Below are 23,182 nucleotides of genomic sequence, written 5' to 3' on the forward strand. Positions count from 1 at the left end.
GCAAACCTGCGCCGCCGGATCAGTCCTCGCCGATCATCGACAGCCACGGATCGGCCGTGCCGGCCTCGACCTCGGCCACCTTGACCGTGGGCCAGCCGATCGAGTCATCGGCGGCGTCGCGCCAGGCCAGGACGGTCAGGTCACGCAGCTCGGCCGCGCCCGCCGCCAGCCGCGCGGTGGCGAAGGCCCCGCCGCGCGCGTCGCTGTCGACGAAGGCCCCGGCCTTCTCCAGCCGGTAGAAGGGGATGACCTCGGCCAGCGAGGTTTTCAGATAGGCGGGCACGCGCTGACGCAGGTCGGCATCGTCCAGTCGCGGCGCGGCCATGGCCGCCTCGACCGCGTCGAAGCGCACGGTGCGACGCACGAAGGCCCCCTCGAAGGTGCCGTGGGTCTGGCGCGAGTCGGTGAAGCCCTCGGGGTTCGGATAGCGGCCCCAGCCATTGTAGTGGATCGAGGTGTGCAGCGGCTGCGCCCCGTCGCCGACATAGTGGGACAGATAGCCCAGATCGCGCAGGATCAGCGCTTCGCGCCGCAGCCGGTCGGCCCGGTACCAGGCGCGCCGGGCCGGATCCTGTTCACGGGCCTCGGCCGCGTTCAGCACCCGCCAGGTGGCGAAGTCGCGCACCAGCTGCTGATAGCCGTCCCAGATGGCATAGGGCAGATAGCCCGCGTCATTGACGTCATGACCGGCGGCGATCAGGACCGCGTCATATTCGGATTTCAGGACCGGCAGGGCATCGATCGACGGCCCGCGTCCGTCCATCACATGGCCGGCCTCATCCATGTCGACGAAATGGGCGGTGTCGCGTTCGCGGTCATGGGGCTGGCCGCCGCCCTTGGTGCGGTCCGGCTCGCGCGACAGCTCGCCGACCTCGGCCACGGCCCCGGGCGTGCGCAGGAAGGCGGGCAGTTCGGCCGGCAGGGCGCGCACGGCGGCCATACCGACCATCCGGTGGCCGCTGCTGCCCCAGGCCGAAACCATGGCGGGCGTCGCCACGATGGCGGCGCCCAGGGTCAGGGCGGACAGGGCGAGGGCAATACGCTTCATCGGAAGGCTCCGGTCAGGACGACTGCGGTCGGGGTAAATCCGCGCCGCCGTCCCGTCCAGCGGATTGTTGTCGCAGCTTGACGTCGGGCGGTCACGCGGGCGAGGGATCGGCGGACATCCCGGAGATTGCCATGTTCCCGCGCCGCCTCATAATCGCCGCTGCTGCCCTGGCGCTGGTCGCCGCCCCGGCCCGGGCCCAGACGGCCCCGATCACCGTCGATCCGGCCTGGGTCGCGGCCCATCAGGCCTTCCTCGCCGGCGATGCCCTGCGCGGTCGCGGCAGCGCCACCCATGACGAGACCGTGGCCGCCGCCTATGTCGCGGCCCAGTTCCAGGGCTTCGGCCTGCAGCCGGCCCCCGGCATGGACGGCTTTACCCAGACCGCCGCCGTCATCCGCACTACGCCGTCGGGCAATGCCAGCCTCAGCATCGGCGGCGTGACCTTGTCGCAACGGGACGGACTGGGTCTGCTGTCGGGCGGTGCCACGGCGATGCGCGACCGGGTCGAGGTGGCCACCGGCGATGATCCCGCCGCCCTGCCGACAGCCGGGATCGTGATGATCGCCCCGCCCGAAGGTCCGGCCGTCGGCAGCTGGATCAATGCCGCCTTCGGCAAGGGCAGCCGACTGGTGATCCTGCGTGAGACCGCGACCCTGGGCGAGGCCGTGTCCCGGGCATCGCCCGGTCGGCCGGGCTTTGCCCTGGCCGGTGCCGAGCCGCGCTCCTCCCGCACCCTGGTGGTGGTCCCCGCCGCCATCTACGACCGGATGACCGCCATGGCCGGCACCGGCGCGGTCTGGGAGCCGGGCCCGGCGCAGGTCGAGGAGACCGTGACCACCAATGCCGTCGGCTGGCTGCCCGGTACGGATCCCGACGCCGGGGTCATCCTGATCGCTGCCCATCTGGATCACCTGGGCGTCCGGGCCGACGGCACCATCATGCACGGGGCCAATGACGACGCCTCGGGCACCACCGCCGTGCTGGAACTGGCCCGCGCCCTGTCCTCCGGTGAACCGCACCGGCGCGGCATCCTGTTCGTTGCCTATGGCAGCGAGGAGATCGGGGGTCTCGGGTCGAGCTGGTTCGGCGATCATCCCCCCGTGCCCCTGAGCGAGATCGTCGCCAATCTGGCGATCGAGATGATCGGAGCCCAGGACCCGCGGATGCCGGCCGGGGTGATGATGATGACCGGCTTCGACCGCTCCAATTTCGGCGCGGCCCTGCGCGACCAGGGGGCATTGATCGCGCCGGACCTCTATCCCGAGCAGAATTTCTTCGAACGGTCCGACAACTACCAGCTGGCCCTGCGCGGCGTGGTCGCGCACACCATCTCGGGCTGGGCCGTGACCCCGACCTATCATTCGGTCGAGGACACCAACGCCAATCTGGACATCCCCTTCATGACCCGGGCGATCCAGTCCCTGGTGGAGCCGCTGCGCTGGCTGGCCTCCAGCGACTTCGTCCCCGAGTGGGCCCCGGGCGGCCGGCCCGAGCAGCGCTAGGGACTCAGATCCAGGCCGCGATCGCCTCCAGCGGCTTCTTGTCCAGGGCCGCGACCGGCACGGTGGCATCAGCCGCCGGATGGCCCGCCACCAGCAGCAGGAAGGGCTTGTCCCCGGCCGGGCGGCCGCAGATCCCGGCCAGGAAGCTCATCGGGGCCGGGGTATGGGTCAGGGTCGCCAGACCGGCCTCGTGCAGGGCGGCGATCAGCAGGCCGGTGGCGATGCCGACGCTCTCGGTGACATAGTAGTTCTTCCTGTCGTCGCCCGGCCTGGGCCCGCCGCGCTTCTGGCCGAAGATGGCGATCAGCACCGGGGCGACCTCGAGGAAGCCCTTGTCCGGATCGGTGCCCAGCGGGGCCAGGGCGTCCAGCCATTCCTGCGGGGCCTTGTCGTTATAGAATTCCCGCTCCTCGGCCTCGGCCGCGGCGCGGATCCGGGCCCGGGCTTCGGGACTGTCGATGACGCTGAAGAACCACGGCTGGTGATTGGCCCCCGACGGAGCCGAGCCGGCGGTCAGCAGGGCCTGTTCGACCACGGCCCGCGGCACCGGCCGGTCGGAGAAGTCGCGCACCGTGCGCCGTGCCGCCATCAGGGCGCGAAAGGCCGAGACCCGCGCCAGACTGGTGGCGTCGTCCATCGCCACATAGCCGCTCAGGGGGACACAGGGATGGTCACGCATCGGTCAGGCTCCGCTGTGGACAGACTGTCTCGGCCGACGGCCTTGTCCGGGATTTGCCACAATTCGCATTGAAAAGCACCGCGTCGGTGCCGGTCGCCGAAGTTCTCGTGAGTCGGCTCATGCCGGAAACTGCCGCTGCCTTCGCCCTGATCCTGGCGCTGATGTTCCCCGTCTCGGGCGAACCGGCTCCCTATGAATCAGTGGTCGCCGCGGAAGCGGCGGCAGCGGAAACGACGTCCGGCGTCGAACTGGACGCCGAACAGATCGAGCTGATGGCCGGTGACCCCGACTGGCGCGCCTCGGCGCGGCTCTATCATGCCGGTGGTGGCGGGGCGACGGGCAACGATTCCCTCGGCTGCCGCCCGATCCCGATGCGCACCGTGGCCGTCGATCCGCGCGTCATTCCGCGCCGCACCCGGCTGTTCATCCGCGAGACCGTGGGCCTGCGCCTGGCCGACGGCACCGTCCATGATGGCTACTGGTATGCCTCCGACACCGGCGGCGCGATCAAGGGAGCCAAGGTCGACCTGTACACGGGCCACGGACGCGCCTCGATGCAGCCGGCCATGGGCCTGAACATGCGCACCCTGTCGATCGCCGAGGCCGGCCGTTTCGACGGCTGCCCGCCCGCCTGGGACAGTGCCTCAAACTAGAATTTCCGCCGGCCGCTGACCGTTTCGAAGAACAGCCGCCAGTCGCCCATCAGGCTCCACAGCGGATACTGGAAGGTGGCCGGGCGGTTCTTCTCGAAGAAGAAATGGCCGACCCAGGCGAAGCCGTAACCGACCAGCGGCATGGCCAGCAACCACCAGGCATTGGCCGTGACGATGGCCGTGACGAACACAGCAATGACCAGGGCCGTGCCCACCACGTGGATCCGCCGGCAGGTCCGGTTCGAATGCTGGTGCACATAGTAGGGATAGAAGGCGGTGAACGACGTGTAGCGCTCACCGGGCGCGGGCTGGCTCATACCGATGCGACCTCCTGGACCTTGGCCTTCCTGTGGCCGAAGCGGAAGACAAGATAGGCGATCAGCGCGCCGACGACCAGAATTCCGATCCCGACCAGCGGACGGAACACCATCCACGACAGGGCGATGGTAATCGAGCCGATGACCATCGCCAGGACAAACCCGACCAGACCCGTGCCCATGCGGATGATGGTCCCGAACAACGGCAAGACGTCGCCCAGCACCCCAAGCGGCGCGAACAGCATGCTGAAGCCCGTCATCATGGCCACGATGCCCGCGACGCGAATGAGCCAGGTGATGATCTGGTTGGTGGTCTGGGCCCCGGCGAACATGTCGGCAGCCGGGACATTGCCGTCGTCAACGAGCAACATCTCCTCCCCGTTGGTCGCGCGATAGGGCAGGAAGCCGTCACCGCTCTGGCGGGCGACCACACTGATCACGGCGGCGGGCGTCAGTTCGAAGGCGATACGGACGTCGCCGACCTGTGGCGTAAGCGCCGACTGGCTCACGGGCGCGGCCGGCGCGGCGACGGGGCCGCCTGCCGTGGCCGTGTCATTGGCGACCGGGGCCGGGACCGGTGTCGGTGTCGGCACCTGTACCTGTACCGGTGCCCCCGGCTGACCCAGATAGATGTGGTTCTGCGAAATCCGGACCGGACGATCATCGCCGACAGCCATGATGATCGACTCACGCTGGGCCGGGGTGATCGGCAGGGTCGTGGCCCCGCCGATACCGTCGATGACATTCTCGCTCAGCCTGAAGTCCCCCAGGGTCGCGTCCTGGGCCGTAACCGTCGCGCCCTCGATGTCGAACGGGGGATTCTCGTGGCCGGCCTGTTGGGCAAAGGCGCTGGAATCGTTGCCGCCCCCGGACCAGTCCTTGGAATAGCTATAGGTGGTGACCGTCTCTTCGCCGCCGCCCAGCTTGGTGCGGGTCTCGCTCGTGGACGTTTCCTGCCACTGGTACATCTCGACATTACGGACCAGACGGACACCCGTCGCCGTCACGCCAAAAGCCTCGTCGGTCAGGGGCGTGGTGACGACCACCGGTCCGCTGACGTGGACCAGCGTCTGGTCACTGGCCGCATCAATGGGACGGATCGGGGCCTCAACGACCAGCCGCGCGCCTTCCTTCAGGCCCTTGATGGTCTTGATGGCACGGCCCTCGTTCCAGGACAGGGCACCGATACTGCCCAGGATCAGGATGAGGCCGAAGATGACCCCGCCAAAGGCGCTGCCCACGCGTGAAAACCACGAGGTGCTGCTGGTCGTGGTGAATTGGTCTGGCATGGGTCCCCCCGGACATGACGGCGCGCAAGGCATCGAAGCGTCACCGTAAATCACCGATACAATAAAGGTCCTGCGCCCGCATCACATGTTTGCGGCGGACAAGACCCTTCCCCATACCGCCCGGAACAGGGCGCGGCGGTGCCCACGCCGGGCCGGTGGGGGCGTGCGGACCGTCTAGACGGCCTCGGCGATATCCGCGACCGGCGCGCGTCCGGCGGAGACGCTGCTGATCGCCCCAAGCAGCGACGCCGGGGTGATCGGCTTCGACAGATGGGCGTCGGCCCCGGCCAGCCGTCCGGCCCTCACATGTTCGGGCATGGCGTTGGCCGTCAGCATGATGATCGGGGTGCGTGGGCCGCCCGTCCGGGCCTCGGCGGCGCGGATTTGTGCGACCGCGGTCATGCCGTCCATGACCGGCATCTGCATGTCCATCAGGATCATGTCATAGGCCCCGACGGCGTGGGCCTGCACCGCCTCGAGACCATTCACGACCGAGGTCACCTCGATACCGGCACCTCTCAGAATTATCTCGACGACGCGAAGGTTGGTCGGGTGGTCGTCGGCGGCCAGAACCCGCATCGCCGACATCGACGGGGGCGAGGGCTCGGCCTCGGCCATCAGTCCAGGCGCGTCAGCGACCGGCAGGGACACCGCGAACCAGAAGACCGAGCCGGTGCCGGGGGTGCTGTCGCAATCCAGCACGCCGCCCATCATCTCGGCCAGGTGTTTCGAGATCGACAGACCCAGGCCACTGCCGCCGAAGCGACGGGTGATCGAGCCGTCGGCCTGCTGGAACCGGTCGAACAGCCGCGCCTTGACTGCCGGATCGAAGCCTTCGCCCGTGTCGGCGACATCGAAACACAACTGACCCTCGGCCCCGGTCTTCAGCGCCAGTCGCACCTCGCCCGTGGTCGTGAATTTCACCGCATTGGACACCAGGTTGAGGACCACCTGCCGGACGCGGACCGCGTCGCCGAGATAGGTCCGGTCGGCTGACGGATCGATCTCGACCGTGATCGGCAGGCCCTTCTCATCGGCCTTGGGCCGGCTCAGGGCCGCGACACTTCGGACCAGGTCGCCCGCCTGGAAGGGGGCCGCCTCGATCTCCAGCTGACCGGCCTCGACCTTGGCCAGATCAAGAATGTCGGACAACAGCCGCTCCAGCATCTCGCCCGAGGCACAGATCAGGCGCGTCGCCTCCTGCTCACGCGGCGGCAGGTCGGCGTCGTTCAGCACATGGGCCATGGCCAGAACCCCGTTCAGGGGGGTGCGGATTTCATGGCTCATATTGGCCAGGAACTCCGACTTGGCGACGCTGGCCGCCTCGGCCTCATGCTGTTTGTCGAGCAGGGCCTGGTTCGTCACAAGCAACGCCCGGTGCAGTTTCCAGGCGTTGACCCCCGAGCTGACGGCAAAGGCGACCAGCAGGGCCATCGACCAGATCAGGCCCACCTCCCGGGTGAAATTCGGGACGGTGAACGGCAGGGCCAGCAACATCACCGCCGGCGGCAGTCCGGTGGTCGCCATCTGGATCAGTGACCGATGGCAGCCGCGCACGACATACAGCAGCACGCCGCTGAGCAGGGCCACCGCCACGACCCGGCCGGTCTCCCCCGGCGTCCACCACCACAGCCAGCCGATCGTCACCCAGGCGCTGGTCGACACGCCGGTGGCGAACAGCCGCAAGCTGCGAAAGACCAGCGGTCGGCGCGCCTGCCGTCGCGGATCGGTGGAGGCCCACAAGGCACCGTCGCCGACCAGATAGATCGCCGCCCAAACCAGCAGCGCGTTCAGCGGAATGGCGGTCAGGCCGGTCAGAAACACCAGAACGCCGATAACGATGCGGGAGCCGGCCTGGTTGCGGGTCTCGACGGCGGTCTGATCGAACGCCGCATCGAAACCGAGTACGGAAAGATTCATCACAATCCTCAGCTGCCCCTGTCATGCGCCACGGGCAGTGAAGCCATGATTAAGACGCTTCCGCCGCCCCGGCGGGCAGCAGACTCAGACCTCGCGCACCGGCTCCGGCCCCAGCAGGCGGCGCAGCAGCGGCCACAGCTTCACCCAGGCCGAGACCACCCCGACCACCGAGGCCACGCCCTGGAAGAAGGCCCAGACCGTATCGACCAGCGCCCCGCCCAGGATCCAGCCGGTCAGCGGCATCAGCAGCCGGGAAATGCCGATCTGGACCGCGGCATAGGTCTGCGAATATTCGATCGACCGGTCCAGCACGAAGGCAAGGACCACCGCCGCCGACATCGGTCCCCACAGCAGCGGCAGGACCAGCAACAGGGCCAGGACCGCCAGGATCAGCTTGGTCCCCGGCGTCTCGCCCGAGATCAGGCTCAGCACCAGACCCGCCCCCATCGTCAGCAGCACCGCCGTCAGGGTCGCGGGCAGGACCATGTCCACCGCCACCATCAGGTCGGTGAAGACCAGCCCCGCCAGCACCGCCGCGCCGGTCAGCAGAAACCCGCCGACCCACAGGGCGGCATACTGGCCCAGACGGCGTTTCAGATGGCCCAGGCTGATCATGGCGGCACTCCCCGACGGCGTTGCCGTCAGGATGCCGTGCCGTGCCGCGCGAGTCCATTCGCCGAACGGCGCTCGCCCGTTCACCAAGCCTGTTGGCACCCTGTTCAGTCCGCCTCGGCCACAGTGGACGTCACGACACCGGGAGCCGCATCATGCAGTCCTTCGCCATCGCCGCCGGCGGTATCGCCGCCGCCACCGCCCGTTTCGACGCCAGCGCCCGCCGCACGGCGGCCGCCCCGCTCGACAACCTTGCCGAAGAGATCGTCGACCGCCTCCAGTCCGAGGTCGCGCTCAAGGCCAATGTCGCCGTGCTCAAGACAGCCGACGCCATGACCGGCACCCTGCTCGACATGCTGGCCTGATCCGTCGGGCGTCAGCCCTCGGTCAGACCGGCCGCCCCGGCGTCCAGCGTGTACGATTTGAGCGTCCGCAGGTCATAGGGCCGGGACAATATGGTCGAGACGGCCATCAGCTCGGCCCGCGCCGCCGCGGGCGTCAGGGTCAGCAGCACGAAGCCCTTGGCGGTCTGGTCGCAGAAGACCACCTCCGGATTGGTCCCCGCCAGGGCGGCCCCCAGCGGAAATTCTCCCAGCGCATCCCCGGGTGACGGGCTGGAGATACCGCTGGTGCCGAACTCCACGGCCCGCGCCTCACCGGCGGCGTCCTTCAGCTCATTGACCCAGAAGGCGTGGCTGTCGCCGGCCAGAACGATCGGCCGGACCCGGGCCGCCTTGAAGGTCTGGTACAGGCGTTCGCGACCGGCCGGATAACCGTCCCAGCTGTCGAGGTTGAATGGCAGGCCGTGGCTGAACAGCACCGCCGCCTGTTCGACCTGGGCGCGGATCTCGGGCGACAGGCCGGCCAGCATCCCGGCCACGGCCTCCGGCGTCGCCATGGCGGCGATGTCGGGGCCGGCGACGCGCGCCATCACCACCTGGTTGCCCAGCACCTGCCACGGCCGACCGGCGGCCTTCGAGGTGGCCAGCTCGCGCCCCAGCCACTCCCGCTGCGCCGGGCCCAGCAGGTCGCGGTCCTCCGCCTGACGCAGCGTCTCGAACGCCGCGACGTCCGGCACCGGCCGACCGTCCGGACCGGCGCTGAAGCCCATGTCCGCGCCATAGCTCAGCTGCCGCATCCGGCCCTGCAGCCGGGTCTCGACCATCATCAGACTGGCCAGGTCGCCGAAATGGAAGGTCCGCTGGATCGCCTCGCCCATGGTGCCGGGCAGGGGCTCGCGGATCGGCATCCATTCGAAATAGGCGCGCAGGGCCGCGGCCTTGCGGGTGACGAACTCACCCTCGGTGTCCGGCTGGTGGTTCTGTGCCCCGGTATTCCAGGTGTCATTGGCCAGTTCGTGGTCGTCCCACACGCAGATGAACGGGGCCCGGGCGTGCGCCGCCTGCAGGTCGGGGTCGCTCTTGTACTGGGCGTGGCGGCGTCGATAGTCGTCCAGGCTGACGATCTCGTGCGGCGGATCGGGGAGACGGTTCAACGCCGCCCCGGTCTCCATGCCATAGTCGTCCGGCCCGGCCCCGTACTCATAGATGTAGTCGCCCAGATGGACGACCGCATCGACCTGCTCCAGCCGGGCGATCGCGTCATAGGCATTGTACAGCCCGCCCGGATACAGCTGGCACGACACCACCGCCAGCCGGGCCTCGGCCAGCGCCCCGAGCGCCAGCGTCCGGGTCCGGCCGACCGGCGAGGTCACGCCGTTGGCGATGAAGCGGTAGTGATAGTCCGTCCCCGGCTCCAGCCCCTGGCCGTCCAGGTCGTGCTTGACGGTGAAGTCCCGCCCGGCCCGGGCCCGCAGGCCGCTGGAGCGGTGCACGATCCGGCTGAAGTCCGCGTCGGTCGCGACCTCCAGCACCACCTCGATGTCTCCGGCGGCGGGGTCCGCCGGCGTGACCCGGGTCCAGAACACCACCGACCGGGGCATGGGGTCGCCGCTGGCGACCCCGTGTGCGAAGCTGACGCCGGACGGGTTGGTCCCGGCCGCGACCGGCCCGGCCATCGAGCCGGCGGCCCCGGCCCCGAACCATCCCAGCAGGCTGCGGCGATCGAGGGTCATCCGGTCTGTCCTAGTAGCGCAGGCTGAGGTTGAGGCCGTACATCCGCGGCGCGCCGGCGATGAAGGTCGGCAGGCCCAGGCCGTCCCCGGTATTGCCGGCGTCCTTGAAATAGGTCTCGTCGGTCAGGTTGTCGGCGAAGGCCTCGACCGCCCAGTTCTGGCTGCCCGGCGCATAGCGGACCCGCAGGTTCAGCAGGCCGTAGGCCTCCTGCACCTCGTCCACCGCGGCGTCGGCGACGAAATTTCGGGTCTGCAGATCGGTGCGGTCGTTGTTGTCATCGAAGAAGACCTCCGACTGCCAGGTGTAGGTCGGCTGGATCTCGAAGGCCCCGCCGCCCACCGGGATGGTCCAGACCAGGCCGACCGAGGCCCGGTTGTCGGGCGACAGCCGGAAATGGTTGCCCTCATAGATGCCGGCCTTGAAGCGCGAGTGGTTGTAGCCATAGGTGCCGAACAGCTCGAACCAGTCATTGACCGACCAGTTGGCCTGGCCCTCGAAGCCGTAGGACTCGGCCTTGCCGGCATTGGTGGTGACGAAGACCGTGCCCTGCTGCACCGTGGTCTGGAAATTCTCGTAGGTATAGGCATAGACCGCGCCGTCCAGCCGCAGGCGGCGATCCAGCAGGGCCGCCTTGGCCCCGACCTCATAGCTGTCGACCTGTTCGGCATCGACCTCGGTGAAGCGCGGCGCGGCGAACGGGGCGGCGGGGGCACTGGCGGCCAGCACCTTGGGCCGGCGACCGCGGGCATAGTTGGCATAGACGCTGGCGTCGTCCGACAGCGCATAGCGGGCCGTGGCCCGCCAGGTGAAGCCGTCGTCCTCAAGGTCCCGCGTGACCGTCGATCCGTTCCCGGCCGTCGGCTGGAAGGTCAGGCCGAACAGGGGGAAGGCGGCGGTCACCGGGGCATTGGCCGCCCCCGGCGTGGCCAGGGCGGTCAGATAGGCCAGCTGCCCCGCCGGCGGGATGGCCCCCAGCGCCAGCAGCGAGCCCAGCACCGAACGACCGTTGTCGATACTGGCCGCATAGCCGGACGTCTTGTCGTCGTGGGTATAGCGGACGCCCGCGGCCAGCTCGAGCCGGTCGGTGACCCGGAAGGTCACATCCCCGAACAGGTCAAAGGATTCCAGCTCGCTGGCGTTGGTCGCGGTCTCGATGTGGCTGGGCTTCAGATTGGCGGCGATCCCCGGGATGAACGGGGCGGGCACGCCGAACCCGGCCAGCAGCGGATACAGCAGGGCCGGACTGCCGTAGGCGGCCAGCGGCAGGGTGGTGTTCAGGCTCGCGGGCGACCCGTCCAGATAGCCGGCGAACTGGGCCAGGGCGACGCGCTCGTCGAACTCGACCGGAACCCGCTGCGCCCCCTCTTCCCTGAAATACCCCGCCCCGACGAAGGCCGAGACCCGGCCGCCGCTGTCATAGTTGAGGCGGAGCTCCTGGCTCCACTGTTCGCCCTCGGCGTCCTCGGCCGCGGTCAGCAGCGGCAGCGAAATCCCGTCGGCGTCGAAGGTCTCATACGAGTCAAACCGCCGCCAGGCCGTGGTCGCGTTCAGCGTCAGGCTGTCCGACAGATCATACCGCACCAGGCCGGTCACCCCATAGACCTCACGGTCCAGGCCCAGGCTCTTGCCGCCGTCGAAATTCCCGCCCGGCGTCAGGGCCGCCCCGGTCCAGGGCTCCGACGTCCCCAGCACCGCCCCGGTCGTCGCGTCCTGCGGCAGATAGGCCCGCGACTTGAACGAGGTGCCGGCGCTGGCGTCGGCCTGGTAGTTGCCGATGATGTCGATGCGCAGGGCGTCGTTCGGTTCGAACGCCCCCGACAGCCGGTAGGCCCGGGTGTCGACGCTGTCATGGTCCGGCCCGCCGGTCAGATTGTCGACATAGCCGTCGCGCGTCTTCATCCGCGTGGCGAAGCGGATCGCCGCGCCGTCGCCGATCGGGGCGTTCAGCATCAGCTCGACCATCCGGTAGTCCTCGCTGCCGAACCCGGCCCGGGCCGCGGCGTCCAGCCCGTCGATGTCGGCGCGGTTCTGGATGATGTTGACCGCCCCGATCAGGGCCCCGCGTCCGTACAGGGTCGACTGCGGCCCCTTGGCCACCTCGACCCGCTCGATGTCGAACAGCTCGACGAACGAGCCGCGCGATTTCGAGATCGACACCCCGTCCTGGAACACCGACACCCGCGGCTCCACCGTCGAGTCACCCGAGTCCGAGGTGATGCCGCGCATCACAAAGCCCGGATTGTTCGGCGACTGGTTCTGCACCAGGAAGCCGGGCACGAAGGCCGACAGCTGTTCGAAATCCTGCACGCCCAGATCGGCCAGGAACGACCCGCTGTAGGCGGTCAGGGCGAACGGCACCTCGATCGGGTCCTGGGCGCGCAGCTGGGCCGTGACCACGATGTCGTCAACCGACGTCGCGGCCTGGGCGTCGCGGGCGTCCTGGGCCATCGCCCCCGTCGCGCCGGCACAGGCCGCCACCAGGGCGGTCGCGCCCAGAAGAGTCATCCGGAAATTGCGTCGGTCAGCCATGATATCCCCCACTCCACTGTAGAGGCCGGACCTAGCGTCGCCGTATGCCGCTACAGCGACACTCCGACGACCCCCGGATGAACTTCCGTTTCCGCTTCAATGACATTTGGTCAGGGTACGTCCAGGCCGCGTCGGGTCGACAAGGCGGAGCCTTGTGACCGCGGCCCAACAGGAATGCCCCCCCGGCCAGTCGTCTTGACGGCCGCGCCGGCCGGGGTCTGAATATCCCGGCCAACCGCCGCCGAACCCGCCCCGCGCTCAAGCCGCGAGCGACCGCGCCCCAAGGAGAGACCCCCGATGCCCTTCCTCGACATCACCGTCATCCCCGTGCCCACGGCCAACCGGGACGCGTATCTGGACCATTCCCGCGCCTCGACGATCGTCTTCAAGGACCATGGCGCGACCCGCGTCACCGAGACCTGGGGCGAGGACATCCCCGACGGCAAGCTCACCGACTTCAACAAGGCGGTCCAGCTCCAGCCCGGCGAAACCGTCGCCGTCGGCTGGATCACCTGGCCCGACAAGGCCACCCGCGACGCCGGCTGGGAAAAGGTGATGGCCGACCCCCGCCTGTCCTCAACCGAGATGCCGTTCGACGGCAAACGCATGATCTACGGCGGCTTCGAGGTGCTGATCGACGGCTGACAGCGCTTCCTTCTCCCCTTGAGGGAGAAGGGTCACGAGACGGCAACCGTCCCCGTCTCCTCCCCATCTCCGATGGGGAGGGGGACCGCGCAGCGGTGGAGGGGAAGGTCCTGGCGCGCTCGCCCGGTGTGCACCGGCATGACCGGAGGGCCGGGCGCGTTCGGCTCCTGACTCACGGCGGACCTTGGGACAGTCCGCGTTTCGGCATCAAGGGGGCGGGCTCACCGGGTCGCCCGAAAGCAGACACGCCTGGAGTCCGCTATGGGGGGTTAGCGGACGTAGCCGATACCAGATGGACTGCTTAATCCGGCGGTCCGCTGTGGCGATACGCGATGACAAGAAAGCCCACGACAATGACTGGAAGCAGGGCGTAACCCACCAGTCCAAGCAACGGAAACACCAAACCTGCCAGCCCCGCCATCGAGTTCGCTTTGATTAGCCAACCACATCCGTAGGGAAGGCCAAGCAAAGCCGCCACGACCCCCAGAAGGAGCGCGAGGCCCTCAAGCGTGGACGGATAATAGCTAAAGCTGCCGAAGTAGCGTCTGAACCAGATTGAACGGCCTGATTTGTTTTTCATAATTTCGCTAACCGGTGGCATCGGCCACCATCTGCAGCTTCTCACTGACCCTTAAGGTCCGCAATGGGTCGGGAGCCGACCTTCGCCTGAGGGGCTTTAGCGGACGTTGGCTGATAGCGAGACAGCCGCTACTGTTTGCCGAACTTGGGCGGCATGGAAGCGTATGCTGCCGAAGCCCCGAACGGGTTGGACCGAGGAAGTTCATGACGTTTCAGCCCTTTGGCTATCCGTTCGACATAAGGTCCTCCCTGCCACCTTCTGAGCTGAAAAAATTGATCCGCTCCCGGAGCAAGGATTGGTTCGATATGAAGGACGGCGCGAGAGGCTGGGTGGTCGGCCCTGTCGTCTGCTTATGGTTCAGCGCATTTGATCGGCATGGCCCGATGCTACTCGGCTGGATTTCCCGGAGCACTTGGGGGACCCGCATCGCGGGGCGGGCAGGGTCAGACCTGAATGGCGTGTTGCTGCTGGTGGCACTGACGCCGTTCATGGTCTTCTGCCTGTCCATGATGCCCTTAACTGGCGGCGTTGCGTTCGTTGCGGGGTTTTGGGTCCTCATTTGCGTGATTGTTTTGTGGGCAAAGCACGTGCTCCGCCGTGAAGCGGAACCCCTCGTCCGTTTTCTCAAAGAGGTCGCAACGAAATCGGACCAGTCTCGCCGAGCGCAACCAGCCGCAGCAGCCGACTTCTCAGGATTGGTCCTTACGGTAAACGGTGAAGATCATGCGGGCGGCGTAACGCCGGACGTCATTCACGAAGCCCTGCTTGGGATTGGCCCGGACGGGTTCGCCGTGCTGGCATCGGCTCCCGAAACCTACCTACAGACCGCATGGGAGGATGGGGGCTTCATCATTGAAATGCGCGATGGAGATGAAGGTCTTCACTTCCGCGCAGCGAGGTCCGAACGACCGGTCGAACCCAAGGACCGGTCACGTCTGACATTCACCTTCGAAGAGGTTCTGGCGGTGTTCACCACCTATGCCTCCGGGACGCCCATGCCAGCGTCGGTCGCGTGGGAAACAATGCGATAGCAAAGGTCCGCTATGGGTCGGGAGCGGACGGTCGCTTGGGGGGTCAGTGTTCGTAGCAGAAGGACGGGCCGAGCCGCTCAGCCGAGATCGTTCGGTGCACCGTCACCTCTGAACGCCACAAGCCCATGTGGCCCGCGCCGCCAAGAGGGTAGTTCGTCCGGTGACCGACGAAGGTCACCAAGATCGGCTGCACCACATGGCAGTCTCGATCTTCGGTGCTCTCTTCCAGAAGTTCTTCCAGACGCGACTGGTCAACGGGCCAGCCCAGCCAGTCCGTCTTTTCATAAGGTGGACGGTGCGCAGGTATTTCGGTTGCACCTTCGACAAAGGTCGAGCCTTCGAACTCGTAGAGCCAGACACCTGAAAACTGCCGAGTGGAGCCATCAAAGCGGGGGGCCGCGCACGACGAAAGTGTCAGGCAAAGCGCGATCAAGCTGATCCATCGGATGGCCATGATTGATCTAACCACGTTTCTGGATGTCCGCTAAGGGTCGGAAGCGGCCAAAGGCATCGAACCGGAAAGCGGACCTTCCCAGGCTCAGACGGCATGGCTGACTGTCGTGTTTCCGGCGCTCAGTGAATGACCGCTTATGGCGCGGAACGGACACGGCCCAGCCTGTCCCCGGCCTGCCGGCTACTGGTGCCCGGGAGCCGGGGCAAAGGCCGATCGCCTTACGCGCAGCCACCCGTTCCCTGGATGCGGGCCCGCCTTCCCTGTCGCCAAAGCGCACGTCGCGATGTCTGACCGCCGTCGCCCGGTCAGTCGGTATTGCCGGGCGACGCCGGCAGATCGGCCAGGGTCGCCAACTCATCGTAGATCGCGTCGGCCGTGCGGCTCCCGGCGTTTCGCCACGTCGTTGCGGTCGTCGGGTTCACCAGAGCGCCGTCATGCGTGAGCACAAGCACGTTCGGCGAGCCCGGCAATTCCGGAACCCCGAAGCGGCGCGCGACCCCCACATTGGGTCTGTCCGGGCCCGGCATCCCGATGTCCACATAGACCAGTTCGTATTGGCGTTCGATCAGGTCAACGAACCGGTCGGTGGCCAGCCAACCGGCGAGAACGCGGCTGTCGCTGCACCAGTTCGCCCCCATCACCAGTAAAACCCGTTTGCCCGACTGTCGGGCGCGCGCCAGCGCCGCGTCCACCTCGGCCGAGGCGGTGTCGCTCTCCTGATAGGGGCGGGCCTCTGGCCCGGGTGCCGGCGCAGGGGCCGGGACGGACGCGCAAGCCGTCACGGCCAGCACCGCCGCGACGATCAACAAGACCTGTTTCACCTGGCAATCTCCCCCGGACGGTGTGGTCGGCGACAAGCGTTCGCCCGATGCCCCGTGCCGAACGCTTCTTCGCCCCGGACTCCCTGGCGGGTCAAGCGGCCGCGCCCGCCGGACCCTCGATCCGCAGGGAAACGGCAGGCCGCATGTCTGACATCGGCGGCCATGCCGATGACCGCTGCCGGCGCAGGGTGCCCCCTGCGCCCGCCCCCGCGCCTTCGGCTCCAGCGCACCCCGGCTCGCCCCGCCCCCGGGTCAGCCCGGTGACTCCTCCCCTTCCCCCTCCGCCTCCCAGTCCCGCGGCGGCCATTCCCAGTCCCCGCCCCCCTCATCGTCCCCCGCCACCCCCCGGCACAGCCGCAGATGCTGGCGCACCATCCGCGGGTCGGGGGCCGGCGGCACCGGGTCCTGGGGGATCAACCGGCCTTCGGCGTCCCAGTAGCGGCTGGCCCAGCCGCCCTGGAGGCCCCGGGCATAGTCGGCCAGGGCCACCGCCGGGCCCAGCACCCGCGCCCGCCAGCGGAAGGCGAAGGCGCTGTAGACGGCCCGGGGCGGGCCCTCGTCGGTCAGCAGGTCCAGCGCCAGCTGGCCGGCGCGTTCGATGGCGATCTGATCGATGTGGTCGGATATCTGCCGCAGCACCTCTTCCGCGTCCGCGTCCGCCTCCGGCGTGTCGGCCCCGGGCGTGAGCCCGCCGGCCTCGCCCCCGCCGGCCCGCCCCAGGGCCTCGGCGGCTCTCAGGATGGCGCTGGCCTCCAGGGCGCGGCCCTCGCCCAGCAGGGCGGCGGCATGGGCGACGGCGGCGTCCCGGGCCCGGGCCAGGTCGATCGGGGCCGTGGGGCCCTCTTCACAGGCGCGCTGAATGGCTTTGGCGTGGGCGGCGTGGGTCCAGCCGCAGCGGCTGGCGCGTTTGCGGATCGTATTGACCGACATATTCAGGCGCCGGCCGATCGACTCGGCGGTCTCCCCGCCCAGATAGGCGTCGCGCACGACCGCCCAGGTCTCGGCCGGGAAGTTTCTGCGGGTGCGAACCGTGTCCTGGGTCATGCGCGCAGGATGCCATCCGCCCACGTCGGCAACGGTCGCATCTGTCCCGGTCTGGCCCGGTTTGTCACGCCGGGACCGGTACGATCCGGGACTCAGGCGGTACAGGGCGAGGGAGGACAATCCTCAACAGCGAGCGCCGGTCCTTGTCATCCCGGAAGCGCCGCAGGCGCTATCCGGGACGCGTCGAGACGCTCCCTGACCCTCCCGGACAGCCCGCAGGGCTGAGCCGGGAGCAGGGTGGCCGCCCGCACAACGCTGGAAATCAAAAGAACTGAGGGCCGCCCTGCCTGTCTCCCGGACACCCGCTGCGCGGCTTCCGGGAGAGGGGTGGGGGGACTGTCCCGTCCCGGCTCTCCGCTTCGCGTCGGCCGGGATGACAAGGGACCATCGCCCCAAGCCCTAAGCCCTACTCCCTACCGCCTACGAATCCAGGAACGACCGCAGCTTCCGGCTCCGGCTCGGATGCTTCAGCTTGCGCAGGGCCTTGGCCTCGATCTGGCGGATGCGTTCGCGGGTGACCGAGAACTGCTGGCCGACCTCTTCCAGGGTGTGGTCGGTGTTCATGCCGATGCCGAACCGCATGCGCAGGACCCGTTCCTCGCGCGGCGTCAGCGACGCGAGCACGCGGGTCGTGGTCTCGCGCAGGTTGGACTGGATGGCCGCGTCGATCGGCAGGATGGCGTTCTTGTCCTCGATGAAGTCGCCCAGGTGGCTGTCCTCCTCGTCGCCGATCGGGGTCTCGAGGCTGATCGGCTCCTTGGCGATCTTCAGGACCTTGCGCACCTTCTCCAGCGGCATGGCCAGTTTTTCCGACAGCTCTTCCGGGGTCGGCTCGCGGCCGATCTCGTGCAGCATCTGGCGGCTGGTGCGGACGATCTTGTTGATCGTCTCGATCATATGCACCGGGATGCGGATGGTCCGCGCCTGGTCGGCGATCGAGCGGGTGATGGCCTGACGGATCCACCAGGTGGCGTAGGTGCTGAATTTGTAGCCGCGGCGGTATTCGAACTTGTCGACCGCCTTCATCAGGCCGATGTTGCCTTCCTGGATCAGGTCCAGGAACTGCAGGCCGCGATTGGTGTATTTCTTGGCGATGGAGATGACCAGGCGCAGGTTGGCCTCGACCATTTCCTTCTTGGCCTGACGGGCCTCGCGCTCGCCCTTCTGCACGGTCTGGACGATGCGGCGGTAGTCGTCGATCGGCAGGCCGGCCTCGCTGGCCACGGCGGCGATGTCGCCGCGGATGCGGGCGATCTGGGCCACTTCCTTGTCCGCGAACTTGGTCCAGCGCACGCCCATGTCGCGCACGTTTTCGGTCCAGTTGGGGTCCAGCTCGGCCCCGAAATAGGCCTTGAGGAATTCCGGGCGCGAGATGCCGTAGCCGTCGGCCAGGCGCAGCAGCCGGCCTTCCAGCCCCATCAGCCGCTTGTTGATCGCATACAGCTGCTCGACCAGGGCCTCGATGCGGTTGTTGTTCAGCTTCATCGTCTTCAGACGATCGGAGATGGCCTTGGTCAGGCCGACATAGGCCTTCTGGTCCTTGGCCGAGAGCATCTCGCCCTTGAGGCGGGCCTCGACCAGCTTGTCCTGCAGCTTGCGGAAGCCGCCGAAATCGCCGGCCACGGCGTCGAGGACCTCCATGACCCCGTCGCGCAGTTCGGCCTCGAGCGCCGAGATCGACAGGCCGCCGCCGTCGTCGAAATCGTCGTCGTCGTCGTCATCGCTCTCGGGCTTTTCAGCCTCACCCTCGGCCTTTTCGGCCTCGGGCTTCTCTTCCGGCTCGGGCTGGGCCGCGCCGGGCAGGGACGAGGGGTTGATCACGCCATAGGTGGCGTCGAGGTCGATGACCTCGCGCAGCAGGATGCGGTTGTTGGCCAGCTCGTCGCGCCAGACCATGATGGCCTCGAACGTCAGGGCGCTCTCGCACAGGCCCGAGATCATCGCGTCGCGCCCGGCCTCGATCCGCTTGGCGATCGCGATCTCGCCCTCGCGGCTCAGCAGCTCCACCGACCCCATCTCGCGCAGATACATCCGCACGGGATCGTCGGTGCGGTCATAGGCGGACTTGGCAGGGGCCTCGGCGACGGCGGTGCCGGCGGCGGCGGCGACGTCGGTGCTCTGCGGCTCGGCGGCGTCTTCTTCTGCCTCGACGACGTTGACGCCCATCTCCGACAGCATGGCCAGGGTGTCCTCGATCGCGTCGGGGGTCACCTCATCGGACGGGAGGACCTTGTTCAGCTCCTCCATCGTCACATAGCCCTTGGTCTTGGCCTGTTTGATGAATTTCTTGACGCCGGCGTCAGTCAGATCGAGCAGCGGCCCGTCGGTGGCGGCTTCGGTTTCCTGCGTCTCGGTCTGAGCAGTCATTTAGTTCTGTCTCCGCGCCGGTCGGGGTGATCAATCCCGTCGGCAAAAATACAACGCGTCACGAGTTCGTTGGTTACGAACCCGCGTCGTCTTCCCATATCGTCCCGGCTTTGATCGCACGGCGCAAAGCATCGCGCTCGGCCTTTAGCCGGCGGAAAGCCTCATCCTGTCCCGGCACAGCACGTGCCGAAACCAAGGCGTCCTCCAACGCCGCTACGCGGGTCAGAGCGTCGAACGCCTGCGACCACCGGGTCCGTGCTTCGGCGAGGGGCGCATTCGCGGCCAGGAAAGGCGCGCCGGACTTTGCCGCCGCCTTCTCGACCTCGCGCACTAAAGCATCGTGACCCGAGTTGGCCAGATGGCGTCGCACGGCCGCACTGTCAAGGGTTTGACCGTTTTCCTGATGGGCAAACCGCAGCCGGACCAGCGCCTGGGCCAGGCCGTCAAGGGCCGGTTCGCCGAAGCCGTGGGCCGAGATCGCCTCCAGATAATCGTCCATCCGCTCGGGGTCATCGATGGCTCCGTGGGCCAGGGCGGCGGCGACCGGTTCGATCGACCGCGACAGGGAATGCATGGCCTGGGCCCCCTCGGCGGTCTGGCCCAGCTTGGGCGGGGGCCCCGGCTTCCAGCGCCCGCCGACCGACTGGCCCCGCGACGGCGAGGCCTGGGACCGAGCCGGAAACAGGGCATCGAAACGGTCGAACAGTTCGCGGCGATACTGTTCGGCCAGGTCCTTGTCCTGAATGGCCGCGGCGGCTTGGCGCAGACGCCCCTTCATGCCGGCGCGGCGCTCGGGCGTATCGAGGGCCTCGACTTCGACCTCGCGCTTGAACAGAACCTCCGCGAAGGGCCGGGTATCGTCCAGCGCCTGACGCAGGGCCGGAGCCCCCTTCTCGCGCAGGATGTCGTCGGGGTCCTGTCCGCCTTCCAGCAGGGCGAAGCGGAACGACCGTCCCGACTTCAGCAGGGGCAGGGCCCGCTCGATGGACCGGTAGGCAGCGCGCTGACCGGCCCCGTCCCCGTCGAAACACAGCACCGGCTCGGACGAGACCCGCCACAGCACGGCCATCTGCTCCTCGGTCAGGGCTGTGCCCATCGGAGCCACGGCCGGGATGCCAGCCCGCTGGCAGGCGATCACATCCATATAGCCCTCGACCACCACGATCGCCCGGTCGGACCGGCTCTCGGCCCCGAGGATGCGGCGCGCCTCGGGCAGGCCGTACAGGGTCGAGCCCTTGTGAAACAGCGGGCTCTCGGGCCCGTTCAGATATTTGGCCCGGTCATCGGGGTTCATCGCCCGCCCGCCGAAGCTGACAATCCGGCCGCGCGCATCGAGGATCGGGAACATCAGCCGGTCGCGGAACCGGTCATAGGGCTGGCCGCCGCCCTCGGGCGCGATCAGCAACCCGGCCTCGACCAGTTCGGCCGGTCGCGCCCCGCGCTGAACCAGGGCGTCCTTGAGCCCGCCCCGGGTTTCCGGCGCATAGCCCAGCCCGAACCGTTCCCACTGGTCCTCGGGCAGACCGCGTTTCTCCAGCACCTCGCGCGCCGCCTTGCCGGCCGAGCGGCGCAGGTTGGCGGCGAACCATTTTTGGGCCAGGTCCATCCAGTCGGTCAGGCCCTGGCGGCGCTGCTCGCGCTCGGCCGCCTGCGGGTCCTCGGCCGGCATCTGCATCCCGGCCTCGGCGGCCAGTCGCTCGACCGCCTCGGGAAAGCTGAGCCGTTCAGTCTCCTGCAGAAAGCTGATCACGTCGCCATGCTTGCCCGACGAGAAGTCGTGGAAGAAGCCCTTGTCGTCATTGACGAAAAACGACGGTGACTTCTCCTTGGTAAAGGGCGACAGGCCGACGAATTCACGCCCCTGGCGCTTGAGCTTCACCGACCGCCCGATGACATCGGACGGTCGAAGGCGGGCCTTCAGTTCTTCAAGGAAACGGTCATCAAAACGCACCGCGCCTCTATAGCGCGGAAACGGCGGCGGCGGCAGGCACTCCCGCATTAAGGTTTCGCTAACCATCTTGTCCGGATCGTGTCTGTAACCGCCTGATTTATAGCGTATTTTTTTATCATACAGGGAACGATTCACACCGCTGTGGATTAAACAGATGTTCCGCGCCAGAAGGCGGCGGGTCCCGGTGACGCCAGCGCGAAGACGCCGGGCGCGCCAGCCAGAAAGATCCGACCGCCATGTTCATCGCCATCGCCCGTCCGGCGGTGGAGCCCACCGGCCCCGATGCTGTCGCCGTTCCCGGTTCCCCCGCCGTCGCCCCGATCACGCCCCGCGCCCTGCACGCCCGTCTGCTCGACAATGCCGCCGCGCGACGGATGCGGGCCCACGAGCGCCGCCTGGCCCACCGAGAGGACGACGCCCTCTACTGGTTCGCTGCTGCTCCGCTGGCGATCCGCAAGGCCGGTGAATTGCGCCGCGAGAACCGCAGCTTCGCCCCCCTGCCCTGAAAAACCGGCGCGACCCTAGCGCCAGATCGATCCGTCGAGGGCTCCGGCCCGGCCGACGTCATAGACGCCCTGCATCGCCTCGATGCTGAAATCCAGCGGATCGGCGACGCTGTCATCCGGCAGGGCGGCATAGTGGAATTCCAGCCCGTTGCGCTCGGCAAAGGCCCGGTTGCCGGCCAGGGTGCTGGCAATGGAGGTCCGCATCATAATGTCGAGGCTGCGCGACAATACCGTGCCCAGGCTGTCGCGGGTGATCTTGAAGCCGGCCCCGGTACGCCCGTTGACGATCACATGGATGCGGCCGCCCCTCAGCTCCCCCCTGTCGTCCTCGAAAGACCAGAAGGTTTCAGGCAGGGCGAGGAAGGGCGTGGCCACACCGCCGTCGACGTGCATTTCCTCGAAATGGTGACCGCCGCCCTCTGACGGGATCAATACCGGCGGAAAGGCCCCCGGCACGCTGGCCGAGGCGACCAGCACGAGCCGGAACAGGGCCAGGGCCTCGGGCCCGCCCTGACTGGCGATCGCCCCCATGTCCCAGACCACGCCACGCTGGGAGTCGAGATCGGTCGTCGCGACCAGCAGTATCCGGCCGGTGGCCGCCTCGGCCGCCACAGCCTGCAGCACCCGGCCATCGATATAGTGGTCGATCAGGGCGCGCAGCGGCTCGCCCTTGTAGATGCCAGATCCGAAGAAGGCCCCAAGACCCTGGGACTGCAGCAACTGGCTGGCCGCGCCGCCGATATAGGCCTCGGTCAGTTCGTCGTCCCAGTCCGGGCCGAGAAAGACGAAGGAGGCGGCCAGGGCCCCGGTCGAGACTCCGGTCACTACCTCCATGTCCGGGCGGGAACCCGAGGCGGTCCAGCCGGTCATCAGCCCGGCCGCGAAGGCCCCGTTGGACCCGCCGCCCGACAGGGCCACCAGGTCGCGGTGTCCGTCGGGCCCGATCGGCATGCCGGCGTTCAGCCGCGCCTCGAACACCTCAACCTGGGCGGGGTCATCGAGATAGAAGCGATAGGGTTGATGGCCCGGCGCAACCACGCCCATCGGGGCCGCGCTGAGGCGGTCTTCGGTGCCAAAGCTGGATCGGGCTCCGGCGACGCAGCCCGTCGTCGTCAGCAGCAGACAGAACAGGATCAACGCCCGGGCCATCACGGTCCCT

The 23,182-nt window shown here is 68.1% G+C and carries 21 protein-coding genes; 6 read left to right on the forward strand and 15 right to left on the reverse strand.

What is annotated here, in order from left to right; genetic code table 11:
• Positions 1-19: 19 nt before the first annotated feature.
• Complete coding sequence (locus tag PSV00_RS13945) at positions 20-1,048, reverse strand: S1/P1 Nuclease (RefSeq protein WP_300448323.1); 1,029 nt, start codon at positions 1,046-1,048, stop codon at positions 20-22.
• A gap of 131 nt (positions 1,049-1,179) precedes the next feature.
• Here PSV00_RS13945 and PSV00_RS13950 point away from each other — a divergent pair, with 131 nt between their 5' ends.
• Complete coding sequence (locus tag PSV00_RS13950) at positions 1,180-2,550, forward strand: M28 family peptidase (RefSeq protein ID WP_300448325.1); 1,371 nt, start codon at positions 1,180-1,182, stop codon at positions 2,548-2,550.
• A 4-nt stretch (positions 2,551-2,554) separates the two neighbouring features.
• Here PSV00_RS13950 and PSV00_RS13955 read toward each other — a convergent pair whose 3' ends face one another.
• Positions 2,555-3,229: a nitroreductase family protein gene (locus PSV00_RS13955; RefSeq protein WP_300448327.1), complete on the reverse strand. Its 675-nt coding sequence runs from the start codon at positions 3,227-3,229 to the stop codon at positions 2,555-2,557.
• Between the two features lie 119 nt (positions 3,230-3,348).
• On the opposite strand from PSV00_RS13955, the gene PSV00_RS13960 reads away from it, so the two are divergent.
• Positions 3,349-3,882 (forward strand): 3D domain-containing protein, encoded by a 534-nt coding sequence (locus tag PSV00_RS13960; RefSeq protein WP_300448329.1) that lies wholly within the window; start codon positions 3,349-3,351, stop codon positions 3,880-3,882.
• On the opposite strand, the gene PSV00_RS13965 is transcribed toward PSV00_RS13960, so the two are convergent.
• The 4 genes from PSV00_RS13965 to PSV00_RS13980 form a co-directional block, all read right to left on the reverse strand.
• Positions 3,879-4,199, reverse strand: a complete 321-nt coding sequence (locus PSV00_RS13965; RefSeq protein ID WP_300448331.1) for an Mpo1-like protein — start codon at positions 4,197-4,199, stop codon at positions 3,879-3,881. The genes PSV00_RS13960 and PSV00_RS13965 overlap by 4 nt on opposite strands.
• The gene (locus tag PSV00_RS13970; protein WP_300448333.1) at positions 4,196-5,488 is read right to left on the reverse strand and encodes a TMEM43 family protein; all 1,293 of its coding nucleotides are present in this window, start codon (positions 5,486-5,488) and stop codon (positions 4,196-4,198) included. The genes PSV00_RS13965 and PSV00_RS13970 overlap by 4 nt, the downstream gene beginning before the upstream one ends.
• 174 nt (positions 5,489-5,662) lie before the next feature.
• Positions 5,663-7,408, reverse strand: a complete 1,746-nt coding sequence (locus PSV00_RS13975; RefSeq protein ID WP_300448336.1) for an ATP-binding protein — start codon at positions 7,406-7,408, stop codon at positions 5,663-5,665.
• Positions 7,409-7,492: 84 nt separating this feature from the next.
• Entirely contained in the window at positions 7,493-8,023 is a 531-nt protein-coding gene (locus PSV00_RS13980) for a hypothetical protein (protein ID WP_300448338.1), read from the reverse strand.
• Between the two features lie 152 nt (positions 8,024-8,175).
• Between PSV00_RS13980 and PSV00_RS13985 the strand changes: the two genes are divergently transcribed.
• Positions 8,176-8,385 carry a flagellar hook protein FlgE gene (locus PSV00_RS13985; protein ID WP_300448341.1) on the forward strand — a complete coding sequence of 70 codons (210 nt, stop codon included), beginning with the start codon at positions 8,176-8,178 and terminating at the stop codon, positions 8,383-8,385.
• Between the two features lie 11 nt (positions 8,386-8,396).
• On the opposite strand, the gene PSV00_RS13990 is transcribed toward PSV00_RS13985, so the two are convergent.
• The gene (locus tag PSV00_RS13990) at positions 8,397-10,094 is read right to left on the reverse strand and encodes an alkaline phosphatase D family protein (protein ID WP_300448343.1); all 1,698 of its coding nucleotides are present in this window, start codon (positions 10,092-10,094) and stop codon (positions 8,397-8,399) included.
• A 10-nt stretch (positions 10,095-10,104) separates the two neighbouring features.
• Positions 10,105-12,624, reverse strand: coding sequence for a TonB-dependent receptor (locus PSV00_RS13995; protein WP_300448345.1), 2,520 nt, complete (start codon positions 12,622-12,624; stop codon positions 10,105-10,107).
• A 297-nt stretch (positions 12,625-12,921) separates the two neighbouring features.
• Between PSV00_RS13995 and PSV00_RS14000 the strand changes: the two genes are divergently transcribed.
• Positions 12,922-13,269, forward strand: coding sequence for a DUF1428 domain-containing protein (locus PSV00_RS14000; protein ID WP_300448348.1), 348 nt, complete (start codon positions 12,922-12,924; stop codon positions 13,267-13,269).
• Positions 13,270-13,570: 301 nt separating this feature from the next.
• On the opposite strand, the gene PSV00_RS14005 is transcribed toward PSV00_RS14000, so the two are convergent.
• Positions 13,571-13,849: a hypothetical protein gene (locus PSV00_RS14005; RefSeq protein ID WP_300448351.1), complete on the reverse strand. Its 279-nt coding sequence runs from the start codon at positions 13,847-13,849 to the stop codon at positions 13,571-13,573.
• 203 nt (positions 13,850-14,052) lie between these two features.
• Between PSV00_RS14005 and PSV00_RS14010 the strand changes: the two genes are divergently transcribed.
• Positions 14,053-14,880 (forward strand): hypothetical protein, encoded by an 828-nt coding sequence (locus tag PSV00_RS14010; protein ID WP_300448354.1) that lies wholly within the window; start codon positions 14,053-14,055, stop codon positions 14,878-14,880.
• Positions 14,881-14,923: 43 nt separating this feature from the next.
• Here the strand turns inward: PSV00_RS14010 and PSV00_RS14015 are convergent, their stop codons facing one another.
• The 5 genes from PSV00_RS14015 to dnaG form a co-directional block, all read right to left on the reverse strand.
• The gene (locus PSV00_RS14015; protein ID WP_300448357.1) at positions 14,924-15,334 is read right to left on the reverse strand and encodes a hypothetical protein; all 411 of its coding nucleotides are present in this window, start codon (positions 15,332-15,334) and stop codon (positions 14,924-14,926) included.
• A gap of 305 nt (positions 15,335-15,639) precedes the next feature.
• The gene (locus PSV00_RS14020) at positions 15,640-16,155 is read right to left on the reverse strand and encodes a thioredoxin family protein (protein ID WP_300448361.1); all 516 of its coding nucleotides are present in this window, start codon (positions 16,153-16,155) and stop codon (positions 15,640-15,642) included.
• 252 nt (positions 16,156-16,407) lie between these two features.
• The gene (locus PSV00_RS14025; RefSeq protein WP_300448364.1) at positions 16,408-17,199 is read right to left on the reverse strand and encodes a hypothetical protein; all 792 of its coding nucleotides are present in this window, start codon (positions 17,197-17,199) and stop codon (positions 16,408-16,410) included.
• Between the two features lie 420 nt (positions 17,200-17,619).
• Positions 17,620-19,566, reverse strand: coding sequence for an RNA polymerase sigma factor RpoD (gene rpoD, locus PSV00_RS14030; RefSeq protein ID WP_300448367.1), 1,947 nt, complete (start codon positions 19,564-19,566; stop codon positions 17,620-17,622).
• A gap of 73 nt (positions 19,567-19,639) precedes the next feature.
• Positions 19,640-21,517 carry a DNA primase gene (gene dnaG, locus PSV00_RS14035; RefSeq protein ID WP_300448370.1) on the reverse strand — a complete coding sequence of 626 codons (1,878 nt, stop codon included), beginning with the start codon at positions 21,515-21,517 and terminating at the stop codon, positions 19,640-19,642.
• A 236-nt stretch (positions 21,518-21,753) separates the two neighbouring features.
• Here dnaG and PSV00_RS14040 point away from each other — a divergent pair, with 236 nt between their 5' ends.
• Complete coding sequence (locus PSV00_RS14040) at positions 21,754-22,023, forward strand: hypothetical protein (RefSeq protein ID WP_300448373.1); 270 nt, start codon at positions 21,754-21,756, stop codon at positions 22,021-22,023.
• 15 nt (positions 22,024-22,038) lie between these two features.
• On the opposite strand, the gene PSV00_RS14045 is transcribed toward PSV00_RS14040, so the two are convergent.
• A complete protein-coding gene (locus PSV00_RS14045; RefSeq protein WP_300448376.1) occupies positions 22,039-23,172 on the reverse strand; it encodes a patatin-like phospholipase family protein in 1,134 nt (377 codons plus the stop codon).
• Positions 23,173-23,182 lie beyond the last annotated feature (10 nt).

The organism is Brevundimonas sp. (assembly GCF_029945885.1).
Taxonomy (GTDB): Bacteria; Pseudomonadota; Alphaproteobacteria; order Caulobacterales; family Caulobacteraceae; genus Brevundimonas.

Coding starts and splice junctions, on each gene's coding strand:
- PSV00_RS13995 (WP_300448345.1), bottom strand. CDS start 12,624: ATGGCTGACCGACGCAATTTCCGGATGACTCTTCTGGGCGCGACCGCC.
- PSV00_RS14000 (WP_300448348.1), top strand. CDS start 12,922: ATGCCCTTCCTCGACATCACCGTCATCCCCGTGCCCACGGCCAACCGG.
- PSV00_RS14040 (WP_300448373.1), top strand. CDS start 21,754: ATGTTCATCGCCATCGCCCGTCCGGCGGTGGAGCCCACCGGCCCCGAT.
- PSV00_RS14005 (WP_300448351.1), bottom strand. CDS start 13,849: ATGAAAAACAAATCAGGCCGTTCAATCTGGTTCAGACGCTACTTCGGC.
- PSV00_RS14025 (WP_300448364.1), bottom strand. CDS start 17,199: ATGACCCAGGACACGGTTCGCACCCGCAGAAACTTCCCGGCCGAGACC.
- PSV00_RS13950 (WP_300448325.1), top strand. CDS start 1,180: ATGTTCCCGCGCCGCCTCATAATCGCCGCTGCTGCCCTGGCGCTGGTC.
- PSV00_RS13980 (WP_300448338.1), bottom strand. CDS start 8,023: ATGATCAGCCTGGGCCATCTGAAACGCCGTCTGGGCCAGTATGCCGCC.
- PSV00_RS13985 (WP_300448341.1), top strand. CDS start 8,176: ATGCAGTCCTTCGCCATCGCCGCCGGCGGTATCGCCGCCGCCACCGCC.
- PSV00_RS14010 (WP_300448354.1), top strand. CDS start 14,053: ATGACGTTTCAGCCCTTTGGCTATCCGTTCGACATAAGGTCCTCCCTG.
- PSV00_RS13975 (WP_300448336.1), bottom strand. CDS start 7,408: ATGAATCTTTCCGTACTCGGTTTCGATGCGGCGTTCGATCAGACCGCC.
- PSV00_RS13990 (WP_300448343.1), bottom strand. CDS start 10,094: ATGACCCTCGATCGCCGCAGCCTGCTGGGATGGTTCGGGGCCGGGGCC.
- PSV00_RS13945 (WP_300448323.1), bottom strand. CDS start 1,048: ATGAAGCGTATTGCCCTCGCCCTGTCCGCCCTGACCCTGGGCGCCGCC.
- PSV00_RS13960 (WP_300448329.1), top strand. CDS start 3,349: ATGCCGGAAACTGCCGCTGCCTTCGCCCTGATCCTGGCGCTGATGTTC.
- PSV00_RS13970 (WP_300448333.1), bottom strand. CDS start 5,488: ATGCCAGACCAATTCACCACGACCAGCAGCACCTCGTGGTTTTCACGC.
- PSV00_RS13955 (WP_300448327.1), bottom strand. CDS start 3,229: ATGCGTGACCATCCCTGTGTCCCCCTGAGCGGCTATGTGGCGATGGAC.
- PSV00_RS14015 (WP_300448357.1), bottom strand. CDS start 15,334: ATGGCCATCCGATGGATCAGCTTGATCGCGCTTTGCCTGACACTTTCG.
- PSV00_RS14045 (WP_300448376.1), bottom strand. CDS start 23,172: ATGGCCCGGGCGTTGATCCTGTTCTGTCTGCTGCTGACGACGACGGGC.
- rpoD (WP_300448367.1), bottom strand. CDS start 19,566: ATGACTGCTCAGACCGAGACGCAGGAAACCGAAGCCGCCACCGACGGG.
- PSV00_RS13965 (WP_300448331.1), bottom strand. CDS start 4,199: ATGAGCCAGCCCGCGCCCGGTGAGCGCTACACGTCGTTCACCGCCTTC.